Origin of the sequence: Marinomonas primoryensis (genome assembly GCF_013372285.1) — a bacterium.
In the GTDB taxonomy this organism is placed as follows: Bacteria; Pseudomonadota; Gammaproteobacteria; order Pseudomonadales; family Marinomonadaceae; genus Marinomonas; species Marinomonas primoryensis.
The window spans coordinates 1,073,176-1,089,885 of record NZ_CP054301.1; the positions used below are offsets into that span (position 1 = coordinate 1,073,176).

12 protein-coding genes are annotated in these 16,710 nt (G+C 45.2%); 10 read left to right on the forward strand and 2 right to left on the reverse strand.

Features of this window, described 5'->3' with window-relative positions; genetic code table 11:
- Positions 1-133 precede the first annotated feature (133 nt).
- The 6 genes from recC to MP3633_RS05040 all read left to right on the forward strand — a co-directional run bounded on the left by recC (position 134) and on the right by MP3633_RS05040 (position 11,835).
- Complete coding sequence (gene recC / locus MP3633_RS05015) at positions 134-3,571, forward strand: exodeoxyribonuclease V subunit gamma (RefSeq protein WP_176334713.1); 3,438 nt, start codon at positions 134-136, stop codon at positions 3,569-3,571.
- On the forward strand, positions 3,568-7,221 hold the full coding sequence (gene recB / locus MP3633_RS05020; protein WP_176334714.1) for an exodeoxyribonuclease V subunit beta: 3,654 nt from the start codon (positions 3,568-3,570) through the stop codon (positions 7,219-7,221). The genes recC and recB overlap by 4 nt, the downstream gene beginning before the upstream one ends.
- Complete coding sequence (gene recD, locus MP3633_RS05025; RefSeq protein ID WP_176334715.1) at positions 7,208-9,133, forward strand: exodeoxyribonuclease V subunit alpha; 1,926 nt, start codon at positions 7,208-7,210, stop codon at positions 9,131-9,133. The genes recB and recD overlap by 14 nt, the downstream gene beginning before the upstream one ends.
- 198 nt (positions 9,134-9,331) lie before the next feature.
- Positions 9,332-10,339: a tryptophan--tRNA ligase gene (locus tag MP3633_RS05030; protein ID WP_112140268.1), complete on the forward strand. Its 1,008-nt coding sequence runs from the start codon at positions 9,332-9,334 to the stop codon at positions 10,337-10,339.
- A gap of 12 nt (positions 10,340-10,351) precedes the next feature.
- Positions 10,352-11,215, forward strand: a complete 864-nt coding sequence (locus MP3633_RS05035) for a Tim44 domain-containing protein (RefSeq protein ID WP_112140266.1) — start codon at positions 10,352-10,354, stop codon at positions 11,213-11,215.
- 110 nt (positions 11,216-11,325) lie between these two features.
- The gene (locus tag MP3633_RS05040) at positions 11,326-11,835 is read left to right on the forward strand and encodes a chemotaxis protein CheW (protein WP_112140264.1); all 510 of its coding nucleotides are present in this window, start codon (positions 11,326-11,328) and stop codon (positions 11,833-11,835) included.
- An 85-nt stretch (positions 11,836-11,920) separates the two neighbouring features.
- Here MP3633_RS05040 and MP3633_RS05045 read toward each other — a convergent pair whose 3' ends face one another.
- Positions 11,921-13,219: an inosine/guanosine kinase gene (locus MP3633_RS05045; RefSeq protein WP_176334716.1), complete on the reverse strand. Its 1,299-nt coding sequence runs from the start codon at positions 13,217-13,219 to the stop codon at positions 11,921-11,923.
- 88 nt (positions 13,220-13,307) lie between these two features.
- On the opposite strand from MP3633_RS05045, the gene MP3633_RS05050 reads away from it, so the two are divergent.
- On the forward strand, positions 13,308-14,051 hold the full coding sequence (locus tag MP3633_RS05050) for a HesA/MoeB/ThiF family protein (RefSeq protein ID WP_176336734.1): 744 nt from the start codon (positions 13,308-13,310) through the stop codon (positions 14,049-14,051).
- 156 nt (positions 14,052-14,207) lie between these two features.
- On the forward strand, positions 14,208-15,161 hold the full coding sequence (gene trxB / locus MP3633_RS05055) for a thioredoxin-disulfide reductase (protein ID WP_112140259.1): 954 nt from the start codon (positions 14,208-14,210) through the stop codon (positions 15,159-15,161).
- Between the two features lie 102 nt (positions 15,162-15,263).
- Here trxB and ppa read toward each other — a convergent pair whose 3' ends face one another.
- The gene (gene ppa / locus MP3633_RS05060; protein WP_112140258.1) at positions 15,264-15,794 is read right to left on the reverse strand and encodes an inorganic diphosphatase; all 531 of its coding nucleotides are present in this window, start codon (positions 15,792-15,794) and stop codon (positions 15,264-15,266) included.
- A 208-nt stretch (positions 15,795-16,002) separates the two neighbouring features.
- Here ppa and ihfB point away from each other — a divergent pair, with 208 nt between their 5' ends.
- Together ihfB and MP3633_RS05070 are read left to right on the forward strand one after the other, a co-directional pair.
- Entirely contained in the window at positions 16,003-16,308 is a 306-nt protein-coding gene (ihfB, locus tag MP3633_RS05065; RefSeq protein WP_112140256.1) for an integration host factor subunit beta, read from the forward strand.
- A 74-nt stretch (positions 16,309-16,382) separates the two neighbouring features.
- Complete coding sequence (locus MP3633_RS05070; protein ID WP_112140255.1) at positions 16,383-16,706, forward strand: LapA family protein; 324 nt, start codon at positions 16,383-16,385, stop codon at positions 16,704-16,706.
- Positions 16,707-16,710: the final 4 nt, after the last annotated feature.

Here is a 16,710-nt window from a genome sequence, read left to right on the forward strand (position 1 = left end):
ACCTTGTCCAAGGTTAGGCTTGTTGTAGATTTCATTATTGGTCGAGAGTTTTGCTTAACTTTCCCTTTCATTGAATGGCGACCTTTTTCTAAACTGTTTTATTGATCTTTTTTCTAAAGCGTAGGGCTCGTGCATGTTTCAACTTTACACAGGTAACCGTCTAGAGGATTTAGCTGTGTTACTGGCTAAGATTTTGGCTCTTTCACCGCCAGAAAATCCTTTTGATGATGAGTGTATCTTGGTGCAAAACCCAGGGATGGCTCAATGGTTAAAAATGTTTTTGGCACAATCTCATTCTATTGCCGCGGGTTTGGTTTTTCCTCTTCCCTCGACGTTTGTTTGGCAAACTTTTTCACAGACGCTTGACGATATTCCGGCGCAAAGTGAGTTCAATAAGCCGTTTTTGGTGTGGCGTTTGATGCGTTTATTGGATTCGCGTTTGGGTGATGATGAATTCCAAGCGCTTAGCTGGTATTTAGAAGAAGATGATTCACAGGTTCGGCGCTTTCAGCTATGCAGCAGCATTGCCGATATTTATGACCAATATTTGGTGTATCGTCCTGATTGGATCAAAGTTTGGGAAGCGGGCGGCGCTTTTGGCAAAGGCACGGACAAAGCCTTAGAAGCCTTGTTTGAGCAACAGCCATGGCAAGCCATTTTATGGCGAGATTTGGTGGCTGATGTGAGCGAACAAGGTACGTCCTTGTATCATCGTGGAAATTTGATTGAAGCCTTGCAAGACGCCGCGCAGTCTTCGACTCGTCCGGTTGGCGTTCCTGAACGTATTTTTATTTTTGGCGTTTCTTCTTTGCCACCTAATACGCTTGAATCCTTACGAGTACTCGCGGCATCGGGTTGGATTGATGTGCATCTTTTTCTACAGAATCCCTGTCGCTTTTATTGGGGCGACGTCGTTGACAAGCATTACCTTGGACGAGAAATAAAGCGCCAAACCCTCAAGCCTGGATTGAGCACCGACACGTTACACCTTGATGCCAATCCGCTACTGGCCAGCTGGGGACGATTGGGACGAGATTATATAGCGCAGCTTCAAGAGATGGCAGACAGTGAGTTAGAAGTCTTTGAAAATTATCAAACCCAACAATCGAGTGGTTTGCTGCAGTGGGTTCAGCAAGATGTGCTGACCTTAGAAAACCACGGATCTCAAGAAGAAAGAGATTCAACCATTGCCAGCGCCGAATATCGACATCGTATCGCGGAGGGTGATCAAAGTATTCGTGTGCATCTTTGCCACAGCCCATTGCGTGAAGTGGAAGTATTGCACGATCAATTGCTGCAAATGTTCGAGCAAAACCCCAGTCTGACACCAAAAGACATCATCGTGATGTTGCCCGACGTCAACGCCTACAGCCCTTTTGTGAAAGCCGTCTTTGGTGGTGTTAAAAGCAGCGGGACTGAAAAAACAAGTGGCGGAAGTAGACAAGCACAAAGCAGAAAACGTATCCCGTTTGCCTTAATCGACCAATCTGGTGGCATGGAAAATCCAATCGTCGATGCCTATTTGTATTTGCTAGGTCTGGCCGAAAGTCGTTTTACCTTATCGGAATTAATCAGTGTGTTGGAAGTGCCCGCGGTGCTGGCGCGATTTGAGTTAACGTCAGATGAATTAGAACGTATTCGCCAATGGTCGACGGAAGTTGGCGTGCGCTGGGGATTGGATGGACACACCGCCGAGCAACACGATTTGCCCATGCAGGAATCTCATACTTGGCTAAACGGCGTGCGCCGCATGTTGTTAGGTTATGTCATGGGTCACGATCATATTTGGCAAGGCACCTTGAGTTATGGCGACGTAGAAGGATTGGAAGCGTCGGTGGCGGGTAAGTTGGCTGAGTTTTTGGTTGCCATCAATGATGCTCAAGCTCGACTAATGCAATCTTTATCGCCGAAAGAGTGGATTTCGACCTTGTACTATTTGTCCGAGCAGTTTTTCTTGGTCGATGAAGACGATGGGTTTCCTGCCTTGTTGAGTAAGCAATTGGATGCCTTGACATTGCAATGGCAACAAGCGCATTTTGACGCGCCTTTGGATCAGCAAGTGTTGCGACAGTTGTTATCGCCTTTGTTGCAAGAATCTCAGGGCGGTCAGCGTTTCTTAGCGGGCCGAGTGAATTTTTGCACCTTGATGCCAATGCGTTCTGTGCCGTTTAAAGTGATTTGTGTCTTGGGGCTCAACGAAGGGGATTATCCACGCAGTGTGGCGCCCATGGGCTTTGATCTCATGGTTGGGCAATACCGCAGTGGTGACCGAAGTCGACGAGAAGACGACAAATATTTGTTCCTTGAAGCGCTTATGTCCGCGCGCGATTGTTTCTACATCAGTTATGTCGGACGCAGTATTCAAGATAACAGTGACAAGAATCCTTCTATTTTGGTAAGCGAGCTATTGGAGTACATCGGCCAAAGTTGTGTGTTTGAAGGCGATCATGCGTTGGCGCCAGACGATGCTCAGTCGGCCTTGTTGAATACGCTGATTGTCGAGCATCCATTACAGCCGTTTAATCCTGCCTATTATTGTTCTCATGATAAAAAAAATGAGGTGACGAATCACTTTGATAAACGTCTATACAGTTATGATGAGCAATGGCTGCCGGCTTTACTGAGCGCAAAAGTTGAAGAAGAGCCGCAAGGGTTCAAAGCACTGGACGGATTAGAGCAGTCTCGCTTTGACATGGCGCTTGACGAGCTGTCACGTTTTATTGCTCATCCGGCGCGATACTTTACTCAGCGCCGTTTAAAAGCCTATTTGAATTTAAAAGAAGAAGATGAGCAAGAAGATGAACCGTTTGCATTAGATGGTTTGGCAGGCTATCAACTGCGGGAATCATTGCTGCAAGCCATGTTAAAAGGCGACGAAGTGCCGTTTGTTGAGCGCTTATCACTCATGGGTGCCTTGCCTTATGGTGCGCTGGGGCGTTTGTCTTTACAGCAAAGCCAAGGTCAATGCCGACAACTGCTGACGGTGTTGCAAAGCTACGCATTGGAAGAGTGTGAGCCCATTGAGGTGAACTTGTCACTGGGCAGTCTTGTTTTACAAGCTTGGTTGGATTTACCGACGGCAACCACACGTTTGTCTTATCGCATTGGCGATTTATCGGCGCATCAAAAAATGCAGTCTTGGATTGAACATCTGGCTTTGTGCGCACAAGGCACGCCAAAACAACATCATCTGATTAACCTTACGAAAATGGGCAAGTTGCTGCAGCACAGTTTCATCTTGATACCGCCCAAAGAAGCCATGGAGCATTTAACGAATATGTTGGCCTTGCTGCAATTGGGTTTATGCCAGCCGATTGCTTTGCCCGCAAAAAGTGCCGATGCATGGTGCAAAAGTTATTGTTCCAGCAAAGCGGAAGAAGACGCTGACATAGCATGGGAGCAAGCGTTGAAGATTTATCAAGAGAACAGCAGTATGTTTACTCGTAGTGAAGTCGATGACGCTTATTGGCAGCGCTACTATGCTGATTTGACCGATCAAAAAGACACCTTCGTTCGTTTGTGTGAGCAGATTTGGTTGCCCATGCACCGCCACTTGGAGGTGATGGAATGAGTGATTCCACGTCGAGCTTTTCGGCTGTTCCAGAGCAACTTAACGCGCTGACGTTTCCTTTGTTTGGCAAACGTTTGATCGAAGCCAGTGCGGGTACGGGGAAGACCTATACGATCGCCAACCTGTATTTGCGTTTATTAGTACCAACGGGGCAAGACGGTGATTTGGACAAACCGTTAACGGTTGATCAGATTTTGGTGGTGACCTTTACCGAAGCGGCCACGGCAGAGCTAAAAGCACGAATTCGTGAGCGGATTCGTGTGGCGCGAAAAGCCTTATTGCAAGGTGAGAGCAATGACGTTTTTTTGGCCGATTGGTTGGCGAAAATGTCCGATGTCCAGCGATCCGGCGCTATTGAAAAGCTGCTTTATGCAGAAAAGCAAATGGATGAAGCCGCGGTGTTCACCATCCATGGTTTTTGTCAGCGTATGTTGAGCCAAAACGCCTTTGAAAGTCGTATGCTGTTTCAACAAACCATTGAAACCGATGAGCAGGCGCCGTTGTCGATGGCAGTGAAAGACGTTTGGCGAAGCGTGTTTTATCCGATGGATGACACCAAAGCCGCCTTGATTCAGCCGATTTGGGCGAATCCTGATGCCTTGTTAAAAGATTTGTATTTACTAAATAATCAGCCTGACGCCAAAATGGTTGCACCTGATTACGATTGGGAAAATGCCTTGAGTCAGGCGCAGCAAACAATGAAAAGCGTGAAAGCCATGTGGTTGTCACAATCACACGACATTATTGAAGCGCTTGAGCGCAGTGGTATCAAACGTACTTTCTGGCGCAAAGACCCATCGAAAGACATTCAAGCCATGACGCAATGGGCTCATTCAAGCCGTTTTGAATTGGATAAGAGCCTAGAAAAATTTGACAGCAATGAACACGCCAGTCGATTAAGCAAAAGCGGTGATTTACCTGCCCATGAATTTTTTGATTTGGTGCAATCGCTGCGCGACAGCTTCCCTGATGCTGGCCGATTAAAAGCCGTTCTGCTTACTCAGCTTTGGCAGCAGACGCAAGAACGCATGAAGCGTTGGAAGCGTAGCACGCAGTCGTTGACCTTTACGGATTTGTTAACCTCGCTTGATGTGGCGTTGACGCAAGACGAAGCCGGTAAATTGGCAGAGCGGATTCGTCATCTGTATCCGATTGCTTTGATTGATGAATTTCAAGACACAGACGCGGTGCAATATCGGATTTTTTCGACCATTTATGAATCCGCACAAGTTGACCAAAACGCGTTGGGTTTGATCATGATTGGTGACCCAAAGCAGGCTATTTATGCGTTTCGTGGTGCCGATATTTATACTTATTTGTCCGCCAAAAAACACGTCGATAAGGTCTATTCTTTGGCCACCAATTACCGTTCTTCCGCGGCGATGATTCAATCGGTTAATGGCTTGTTTACGACCCAAAAAGAACCATTTCGAGTGAGCGGTATTCCCTTTGTGGAAGTGCAAGATCGTGGTGTGGCGGACCGATTTATTCGACAAGGTCAAACTCAAGCGGCATTGCAATTCTTGTATCGTCATTCTGATGAGCCAGTTTCTTCTAAGGATTACCGCAATGCGATGGCGGAATCTTGTGCCGCGCATTTGCATGAATTGTTGCTCGAAGGCCAGTTGAATCAGGCTTTGATTGGCGAACAGGGCGTGCGACCCAAAGATGTTGCCTTATTGGTGACCAATTTTAGTCAAGCCAATGCACTTAAAGACGCACTTCGGCAACGTGGTATTGCCAGTGTGTATTTGAGTGATAAAGGTTCCGTATTTGAAACGGTCGAAGCTCGTGAGTTATTAATTGTACTGACGGCCATTTTATCCAATGGACAGGAAAATAAGCTGCGTTCTGCGTTGGCAACCAGTTTGGTGGAATGGTCGTTGGAAGAGCTTGATACGTTAAACCACGACGATGTGGTCTACGAAAAATGGGTACAGGCTTTTCGTCATTATTTGGAATTGTGGGACCAGCAAGGCTTGCTGCCCATGTTGCGAGAGTTTATGCAGGATGTGGCATTGGCAACGCACATGCTGAGTCATATCGGTGGCGAGCGCCGCTTAACGGATTTTCTGCATTTAACCGAAAAACTTCAGCAAAAATCCTTAGAACTGGATTCTAAAGAAGGCGTGTTGCGCTATCTCAAGTTAGCCATTCAAAACCCCAACGGCAACAGCGATGAGCAAAAGATCCGTCTTGAAACGGACGCTGAGCTGGTTCGAATTGTGACGATTCATAAAAGTAAGGGCTTGGAATACCCAATAGTGTATTTGCCGTTTGCGTTTACGCCTTATCGAGATCAAGGCACTTCCGCGCTTTTTCACGACGATCAACAGCAATTGTGGATTGCCATCGATCCAGATGAAGCGCAAACCGAGCGCCACAAAGAAGAACTGTACGCAGCAGAAATTCGCTTGGCGTACGTGGCATTAACTCGCTCAAAAGAGGCCTGTTTTATCGGCTCGATGGAAGTGGGGAAAAAAGCCAATAAATCTCGTGGTGCTTTGTCGGATGTACATCTTAGTGGCGTTGGCGCTTTGATCGCAGAAGGCGAGTTGCTTGAGGCGGGCGCTTTGTATCCGAGTTTAGAGCGACTTTGCGGACGTTATCGCACAGAACAAATGAGCGTTCAGGATTTACCGGACGAGTCGCCAACGTTGCCGCGTTTCAAAATGGCTCAGGTTGAATTGCTTGCACCACAGGCTCGTCAATTCACTGGGCGCGTAGAGCGTGACTGGTGGGTTGGCAGCTATTCTTCTCTTGTGGTGGAAGACAAAGAGCGTCACGACGAAAGTTTGCCTGGATTGGATGAAACCATGCGGCTGGTCGATCCTTTAGCGGACGACATTGAAGAGCCAGAGTTGCTGGTAGAGCCGCAGCAGAATCGATTTACCTTTCCGAAAGGCGCCAAGCCTGGCACCTTTTTGCATGATACTTTGGAAGGTAAAGCCTTGCATAATGTAGCCGCCAATCCGAGCTTTCGTGACTTGTTAAAAAACAGTCATCATAAGCTCATGGCCGACTTTTATGAACGTCAGGGATTTGATGAATGGCAAACCGTATTGAGTGAATGGCTGCCCGATATTATCAATACTGAGTTGGTGAAAGGTATGAGTCTTGGCGGATTAACACAGTCGGCTTGTCGCAAGGAATTAGAGTTTTTTATACCGGTGGATGGCATGAATGCCTTGCAACTTGATCGTATTTCGCGTGAGCACGATGCGGTCTCTCGGGTGTCACCATTGATCCAAGATAGGCCGTTAAAAGGTATGTTAAAAGGCTTTATCGATTTGCTGTTTGAATGGCAAGGTCGTTATTACGTGCTGGATTATAAGTCTAATTATTTAGGTGATGATTTTACGGATTACGAACCAGATAAGCTGGTGCATGCGATGGCAGAGCACAGGTACGATTTACAATATCAGTTGTACACCTTGGCATTACATCGTTTGTTGAAGCAGCGATTGCCAAATTATGACTACGAAAAACACGTTGGCGGTGTGGTGTATTTGTTCTTGCGTGGCATGAAACCTGAGCAGAAAACAGGGGTGTTTGAAACGCGTTTATCGCTTGAGCATTTGACGGCGCTGGACAATCTGTTTAGCGGAGACGCGGTGACAGAGGAGGCGGTGCAATATGGACTTTTCTAATCAAATGGGCATTTTTGATCAATTAACACCGTCAGAAGATCGCTTGCTAGAAAACGGCTCCCCAGCTCAAGTGAGTTTGTCGACATTGCAGGCAAAAGGTGTGTTTAGAGCCATTGATTGTCAGTGGATTGAGCAACTGGCTCAGCATGCTGGTGAAAACGATCATAGTGTTTGGATGGCAGGGGCTTTATGCAGCGCGTATCTTGGTGCGGGCCATATTTGTATTGATTTAGCGACGCTTTGGCAAATGCCGCCAGAAGGCATGAGTGTTGATGAATTACGTAATGCTTTGGCAGCGGGCGGCGTAAACAGCGTTCAGGCTTGGTGTGACGCGTTGAACGCGAGTTGTTTAGTTGCCACGGCGCCAAATTTGGCGGAGCGTCCCATGGTGTTAGTGGGCACGCGTTTGTATTTGTATCGTTATTATCAATATGAACAACAGGTATTGAATTATTTCAAAAAACAATTTGATGTCGCTCCGTTCGATGTTGACGCGGGGTTACTGGCTCAGCTTTTTCCAGAGACATCTGAAACCATCAATTGGCAAAAGGTATCGGTCGCGAACGCTGCAAGTTTGCCTTTTTCCGTGATCAGTGGCGGCCCAGGAACGGGTAAAACCACCACGGTAACTAAGTTATTGGCTTTGCTAGTGGCGCAGTCTTTTTCACAAGGTAAGCCTTTGCGTATTGAGTTGGCAGCCCCTACTGGGAAAGCGGCGGCACGGTTAACGGAATCCATTTCCAGTGCTAAAGCAGATTTACCGCTAAGCGATGAAATCAAGCAGGCGATTCCAGAACAAGCCAGTACCTTACATCGTTTGTTGGGAAGTGATTTTGGCCGTAGTCGTTTTAAACATAATAAAGACAACCCTTTACACCTAGATGTTCTATTGGTTGATGAGGTTTCCATGGTCGATTTGCCGATGATGGCAAAACTTATTGATGCCATGCCGCCCCATGCACGCTTGATTTTGTTGGGCGATAAAGATCAGTTAGCGTCGGTAGAAGCGGGCAGTGTGCTTGGGGATTTATCCTTTGGTATTGAAAATGTGTATTTCCGACCGGAATGGGCGGCGCGTTTGGCGTTTGTAACAGGGGAAGATATAACGCCATTTGGGAACGCCTTAGCGCCTCCTATCAGCCGGGCGTTAACTTTGTTGCGCACCAGTTATCGATTTCATGCAAACAGTGGTATTGGGCATTTGGCAAAGGCGATGAATGCCGGTGATGCAAAAGGTGTTTTGCGTTGTCTGCAATCGGGTCGCGATGATGTTCATTGGTGCGTGCCCGAGGAAGGGCAAACGAAAGCGGATATTGCCACCTTGGCAAAAGGCTACGATGACTATTGGGAAGCGGTGCGCCAGAAGCGTGGTATCGCAGAATTGTATGCGACTTTTTCACGTTACCAAATTCTGACGGCGGTGCGTCAGGGTGAGTTTGGTGTTGAGAAGATCAATGCGCATTTGGAACTGTATTTTTATCAACGAGGTCGAGTCAAAGATCCGCATGTTTGGTATCCAGGAAAAGCGGTGATGCTCACCAGAAACGACGCGGCATTGGGGTTGTTTAATGGTGATATTGGCTTGTGCATGCCTGACGACTCTCAACGACTTCGGGTTTGGTTTATGCAGCCTGATGGCAGCTTTACTGGTTTGTTGCCGAGTCGACTCAGTGAGTTTGAAGTGGTGTTTGCGATGACGGTGCATAAGTCGCAAGGCTCTGAGTTTGACCGAGTTGCTTTATTGTTGCCAATAACAGCTTCACCAGTATTGACCAAAGAGTTGCTGTATACCGGCATCACAAGGGCTAAAAAAGACGTTACTTTATGGGGTGCGAGCAGTTTGATTCGCAATGCGACGCACGCACGCATTCAGCGCCACTCGGGACTTATTGAGGCGCTTTGGCCTAATTAATGAGTCTTGCTTCATTTGGGATGCTTGATATTGGGGTATTTGACTCCACTAATAGTGAATCCTTTTAAAGGGCTTATAACGCATCGAATTAAAGAATCGTTTTATTACAATTCTTGCTAGGATTTTTTTATGATAGGGTAGCCGCATTTGAGCGCTAGTAAGCCCCGATACAATGTTAAGTAGGAAAGAGTAGTAACAATGGCAAAAGAAATTGTTTTAACTGGTGTTACCACCACGGGCACACCACATTTAGGCAACTATGTTGGTGCCATACGTCCTGCGATAGAAGCAAGTCGTCAAGAAAATACGGAGTCTTACTTCTTCCTTGCTGATTATCATGCATTGATTAAGTGTCAGGATCCTGAGCGCGTAAAGCAGTCTCGATTAGAGATAGCAGCAACATGGCTAGCATGCGGATTGGATACTGACAAAGCAACGTTTTACCGCCAATCTGATATTCCTGAAATTGCTGAGTTAAATTGGTTGCTGACGTGTGTTACGTCAAAAGGCTTGATGAACCGTGCGCACGCCTACAAAGGCGCGGTGGATGCTAACCTTGAGAATGAGCAAGATCCTGACTTCGGTATCACCATGGGGTTGTTTTGTTACCCTGTTTTAATGGCCGCTGATATTTTGGCGTTCAATGCCCATAAAGTACCTGTTGGTCGAGATCAAATTCAACACATTGAAATGGCACGTGATATTGCGGGTCGTTTTAACCATTTGTTTGGTGAGCATTTTGTCTTACCTGAAGCGGTGGTTGGCGAAGAAGGCTCGATACTCAAAGGCCTAGATGGTCGCAAAATGAGCAAGAGCTACAACAACACGATTCCCTTGTTTGATACTGAGAAAAAGCTACAAAAAGGTATTAATAAAATCAAAACGAATCTGTTAGAGCCGGGCGAAGCGAAAGACCCGAATGATTCTACGGTATTTGAAATTTACCAAGCCTTTGCAACACCTGAGCAGACGGCGCAAATGCGTCAGAAATTTGCAGAAGGTATTGCATGGGGTGAAGCGAAGAAGGAACTTTTTGCTCTGGTTAATGGTCAACTTAGTGAACCCCGTGAAAAGTATCTTGAACTGATGGCAAACCCTGCTCATGTAGAAGAAATTTTACAAGCAGGTGCTGAAAAGGCGAGAGCTCGTGCACGTATAATGATTTCAAACCTACGCAGTGCCGTTGGTTTGGTCAATTTTAAATAAAGGAGAGTTTTTGTGAGAACAACAGTATTTGCTATGTTTATGGCTTGTGTTTTGGCAATCGGTGTAGGTGGTTACAGCGCCGATGTTCAGGCGAAAAAATTTGGCGGTAGTAAAAGCTTCGGTAAGAGTTTTTCCATCTCCAAGTCTAAAACAACGTCTGCAAACACAACGGGTACGGCTAGCTCTGCAGCAGCAGGTACTAAAAGAGGCGGCTTCTTAGGCGGTTTAGGTGGAGGCTTGTTAGGTGGTTTGTTAGTAGGCGGCCTTTTTGCAACTTTGTTTGGTAGCGGCGCATTCTCTGGTATTTCTTTTGGTGACATATTGCTGTTCGCCTTGATTGGATTCTTAATTTACAAATTCTTTATTGCACCGAAACGTCGTGCCGCTGCAGAATCTGCGGCTGGAAATGGCATGTTTCGTAACATGTCTGGATCGGCTAATGAGAGTGGTCAGGCGTCACCAATGACCGGCATTTCAGGTTTTGGTGGTCAATCAGACATTAAGCTTCCAGAAGGTTTTAATGAGCAAAGTTTTGTTGCTGAAGCAAAGAACCATTACATCACTTTGCAAAAAGCGTGGGATGACAATAACTTTGATGAAATTTTAGATTATGTTAGCCCTGAGCTTTATAACTTATTGGTTACAGAGCGTGCTACTTACGGTGATAACAAGCCTCGTACAGAAGTCGTCTCTTTGATGGTTGAAATTGTTCGCGGTGAGCAAATTGGTTCTACCGCGTCTATCTCTCTCCAATTTTCAGGTTGGATTAAAGAAGGTGATGAGACATCAGACACCAATGAAATTTGGCACTTGGAAAAGAGTACGTCAGACGCCAATGCAAATTGGACAATAGTTGGGATACAACAAGACAACTAATTGTTACTTAACGTTGCTCGTAGACTCGTCACTGTTTGGTTAAGCTAGACAAAACATGTGATGAGTTCTACATTACTCTAATTGAATTAAATTAAATATGGATTTGAGCCATGTCTGAAGTAGCGCCTATTAAAGAAAACGGGAAAGCCTTATCTGAAACGAACAAAGGCGAATTGTTGCAGTATCTAACCTTTAAGTTAATTGACGAAACTTATGGTATTAACGTCATGCAAATTAAAGAAGTGCTGCGTTATAGCGAAATCGCTCCCGTTCCAGGTGCGCCTTCTTATGTGTTAGGTATCGTTAATTTGCGTGGTAATGTCGTCACGGTGGTTGATACTCGAGTACGTTTTAGTTTGCCTGAATGCACTATTAGTGACGATACTCGAATTATTATTATTGAACATGACGGTGAACAAGTTGGCTTGCTTGTCGATGCGGTTCAAGAAGTGTTTTATTTATACCAAAGTGAGATTGAGCAAAGTCCTAGCGTTGGTAATGATGAAGCACTGAAGTTTATTCAAGGTGTTTATCAAAAAGAAGAAGAGTTGGTTATCTTGCTTGAGCTTAATCGTATGTTTGAGCGAAATGAGGCTCTTGGTATCGAGGCAATGAATTAATTTACTCTTTGAAGTCGAGACTTTAATTAGGGTAAAAAAAACCATGCAGAGCATGGTTTTTTTATGTCTGAAAAATAGGATTAATTTATCTTTCCCAATACGCTTCTTCTAAACTGTCTTCTCGTTCTGGTAACCCTCTGGAAAGCCTAGAAGCGTTGTGAGCAAGTATTTCATAGCTAACGCGGTTGGAGTATTTACAGATCTGAGCGAACGAAGAGTAGGCTAGAAAAGGAGCTGAGTGTTTGCTTGAGTTTGGGATGGTCTCTTTGTGAAAATGGTTTGCTGAAATATCATGCAATAACGCGGATAACGCCCCATCACCTGCGCCATTGGTGTTGCGGATTTTTTCTGGTCCGCCCATGTAAGGATCAATATGCGAGAAGACTTTAATCGGCTGTTTACAGGCTTCTCGTAACATCGGACGGCTGAATTCCCAACGGTTAAAATCGGCCAAACCACCGGACTTAATCGGGTTAGTGGTTTCACGTTTAAACTCGTCGTCAGTATGACCGCAGAGATACATGCCATCAGGGCCTGCTGTGAGCAAAACGATATCAACATACTCTAGCATTGCCTCAGCGGCTAGAAGTGGATCAGCAAGCCCGGTGAGCGCCTCTGCTTCCAGTTCGTTCATGGCGAGCACATTCACATAGTTTTTAATGAGCTCAAGCAGTTCCTCTCGATGTTCTTCTACTAGATGTTTAGTGCCTAATGTTAGTACCGTAGGCACATGGTGCTGATGGGCGTACTGTAACGCTTTTACCATGGCTTGTTTGATGGGCTTGCCTTGATGCCTCAATGGGTAAGCACAAGTGACTAACGCCGCCGCCCCAGCGATGATGTTTTCTGGGATGTGGTCAGTATCTAGTTCATCCATGTCACCTGGCGCAATAGCGAAGGTTCGTTCGCCATCAGGCGTAATCAAGGTGATGCCGCGGCCGATATCCCCAGCCACACCTTGCAGGTGGTTCATATCGACTTTACTGCTGGTGTGACAGATATAATGATAAGCTGGGGATCCCAGCGTGATATTGGCTGACATGACACCAAGCAAAACAGATTTATCATCGGCCAGTACGGAGTAGTTATGGATCGTATTACCAATCGTTCCGCCAGCAAAATGATCTGATATGCTATTTTGAGCCGTTAATTCGCCGTAAATAGCGGAGGCGGTTTCAGGGTCCACAAGGTTTGAAAGACCTTTTTGGATATTGAATGTCTCTAGAAATTGATCGGAGACATTGGCAACCACATCGACAATGGTTTCATCCAAACCTACGATATACGTGTCTTTATCAGGTTGTACTTCTGATGTAGGTAAAACCGGTTTTGGTTGAGATACCGGGAAATAATGTTTAAGTTTGCGTCTGCCGGGAAATCTCATGGTGGGTGCTCGTGGAAGGGATAATAACGCCAGTTTATCAAAGAATTGACTGGTCGGGCAGGATGAACATAAAGAAAGTAAGGTGAAAATGAACGAATCAGAGTTAGATCGTTACAGTCGTCAATTATTATTGCCGAATTTCGATATCCAAGGGCAGTTAAAACTTGCTCAAGCGAAAGTGTTGGTGATCGGTTTGGGTGGGCTTGGAAATATTGCCGCGACGTATTTGGCGACGTCTGGGGTGGGGTGTTTGACTTTAGCCGATGGAGATCAGTTGGAAAGTAGCAATCTTCCTCGTCAAGTGCTCTACGATGAACGTCAGATTGGGTTAAATAAAGTGGTGGCCGCGGCAGAGCAGCTAGCTCAAAAAAACGCGACAGTGAAAATCCATACTATTGCTCATAAACTATCGGGCGAATCGTTATCAAAAGCGGTTGAAGAAGCAGATGTTGTGTTGGATTGCACTGATAATTTCACCGCCAGACAGGCAATTAATCGGGCGTGTTTGGTGTTAAAAAAACCGCTGGTCAGTGCGGCCGCTATTCGATGGGAAGGTCAGTTAGTAAGCTTTTTGTACCATCAAAAATCTACGCCATGTTATGAGTGCCTTTATCCTTCGTTATCGGATCAGCAGTTAAGCTGCAATGAAAGTGGTATTGTTGCGCCTGTTGTTGGTTTGTTAGGCGTTTTCCAAGGGCTTGAAGCGTTAAAGTTAGCCAGTGGTTGTGGTGAAGTTCAACACGGTTTGTTGCGGCTGTTTGATGGATTTGAAGGTCGCTGGCGTGATATGCGTTTAACGCCAGACCCAGAATGTGCGGCTTGTTCACTTTAAACTAGACAAGCGCTTGAAAACTCATAGATAGCCCCTATCTCAGTAATTAATATTTTTCTCTAAGAATTTCATCCGATTTTCGTTAGAATTGATCACAGCATTTTTAGCTTGTCATCTTTAGGTGTCAGGCAAGCATTCATTTACAGGAGCAATAACATGAGCGATGTAAAACACGCTAAATTGATGATTTTAGGTTCAGGTCCCGCGGGTTACACGGCGGCTGTTTATGCCGCGCGTGCCAATCTTAATCCTGTAATGATTACCGGTATGCAAATGGGTGGTCAGTTGACGACAACAACGGACGTTGATAACTGGCCAGGTGATGACCAAGGCGTGCAAGGTCCAGAATTGATGGAGCGTATGCGTAAGCATGCTGAGCGTTTTGAAACAGAAATCATTTTCGATCACGTTAATAAAGTAGATTTAGAAAACCGTCCTTTCCGTCTAGAAGGCGACAGTGGTGTTTATACTTGTGATGCCTTGATCATTTCAACGGGCGCAAGCGCTCAATATTTGGGCCTAGAAAGCGAAACGAAATTCATGGGGCAGGGCGTGTCTGCTTGCGCGACTTGCGATGGTTTTTTCTATCGTAATCAAGATGTAGCGGTAATCGGTGGCGGTAACACAGCTGTTGAAGAAGCATTGTATCTGTCTAATATCGCAAAAACGGTTACCGTTATTCACCGTCGTGATAAATTCCGTTCAGAGAAAATTCTTGCGGATAAATTGATGGAAAAAGCGAAAAACGGCAATGTGAAAATTGAGTGGTATTCTGAGCTTGATGAGGTGTTGGGTGATAGCGCGGGTGTGACAGGTGTTCGTATTAAGAACAATGAAACGGGCGAGTCTAAAGATCTCGCCGTTGCGGGTGTGTTTATTGCTATCGGCCATAAGCCAAATACAGATATTTTCCAAGGCCAGCTAGAAATGAAAGATGGCTATATTAAAGTTCAAACTGGCTCGCATGGTAACGCAACTCAAACAAGCATTGATGGTGTTTTCGCGGCGGGTGATGTGTCTGATCACATTTATCGCCAAGCAATTACCTCAGCTGGAACAGGCTGCATGGCCGCTCTAGACGCTGAGCGCTTCCTTGACTCTATGGAATAAATTTCTTCGTAACATAGAAAGTTAATAGACATAAAAAAACCGATCTTAGGATCGGTTTTTTTTATGTCTTTAGCAGTAAAATAACGTATTTTAGTTGTTATTCTATTGTGCGTTGTAAGCTTCTACACCTTCGATGATGGCTTTTTTCGCTTCTTCGGCGTTTGCCCAGCCTTCAACTTTTACCCACTTGCCTTTTTCAAGGGTTTTGTAGTTTTCGAAGAAATGTTCAATTTGATCGCGTAGCAATTGTGGAATATCGTTTACATCTTGGATGTGGCCGTATTCTTTGCTTAGTTTTTCATGAGGTACGGCAACCAATTTAGCGTCCATGCCTGCTTCGTCAGACATGTTTAAAACGCCAACAGGGCGGCAGCGAATAACAGAACCAGGAACTACAGGGTAAGGCGTAATTACCAATACATCTACTGGGTCGCCATCGTCAGCCAATGTATTATTTACATAGCCGTAGTTTGCTGGGTAAAACATTGGTGCAGTCATGAATCGATCAACAACAAGCGCATCCATGTCTTTATCTACTTCGTATTTAACAGGATTCGCTTGTGCTGGGATTTCGATGATTACGTTGATGTCATTTGGAACATCTTTGCCCGCTGGGATTTTGCTATAGCTCATGATTATTTCTTCCAATGTATTAAATATGGACGATATTATAAAAGCTAGACTGCTTCTATGCTAGTTGTGGAACGCATCCATTCGTAATATTCGCTATTACAATAGAATAAATTGAGTAAAAATAACCCTAAAGTGCGTTAACTTATTGCTTTCTTTCTGAATTTAGCTAGTCTTACACTGTGATCAAAATATAGTCGCGAGGACAGTAATGACAAAATCTGAGCTGATAGAGCTGCTAATCGATCAGCAATCCCATTTGCCGGTGAAAGATGTCGAGCAAGCAATTAAGGCAATGCTGGAGCATATGTCTGATTCTTTGGCGAATGGTGAGCGCATCGAGATAAGAGGCTTTGGGAGTTTTTCTCTGCATTATCGAGCACCTAGAATTGGTAGAAACCCTAAAACTGGGGAGTCTGTTGAGCTGAGTGCAAAATATGTACCTCATTTTAAACCGGGTAAGGAATTGAGAGAGTTGGTCAATTTACCTGATAACGAGATAAATGAACTTAACTAATTTACGCGTTATGGCTCGAAATTTTTGAGCGATCACGGCATAATATCGCCATTCTATTTTAGGTAGGTTGTTTTATGTTTAAATGGCTGAAAAGAGTTATTTCCACCGTTTTCGTTGTTTTTTTTCTCGCCGTAGGTGTGTTTTTTGCTATCCGAAATCCGCAACTGATTCCTCTTGATCTTGTTTTTTGGCAGGGTCCTCAACTAAGCGTCGCCCTCTATATCATTTTATCTTTTACGGTAGGTGCTTGTGTTGCTCTATTGATAAGCTCCATTGCATACATGCGAAGTGAACGTCAGATTAAAGTGTTGACCCGCAAATACGAAAAAGCACGTGATGAAGTGGATACCTTACGCAAAGCCTCTATTGCCAAAGAGCTTTATGTCGGGAAGGAGTAATTGA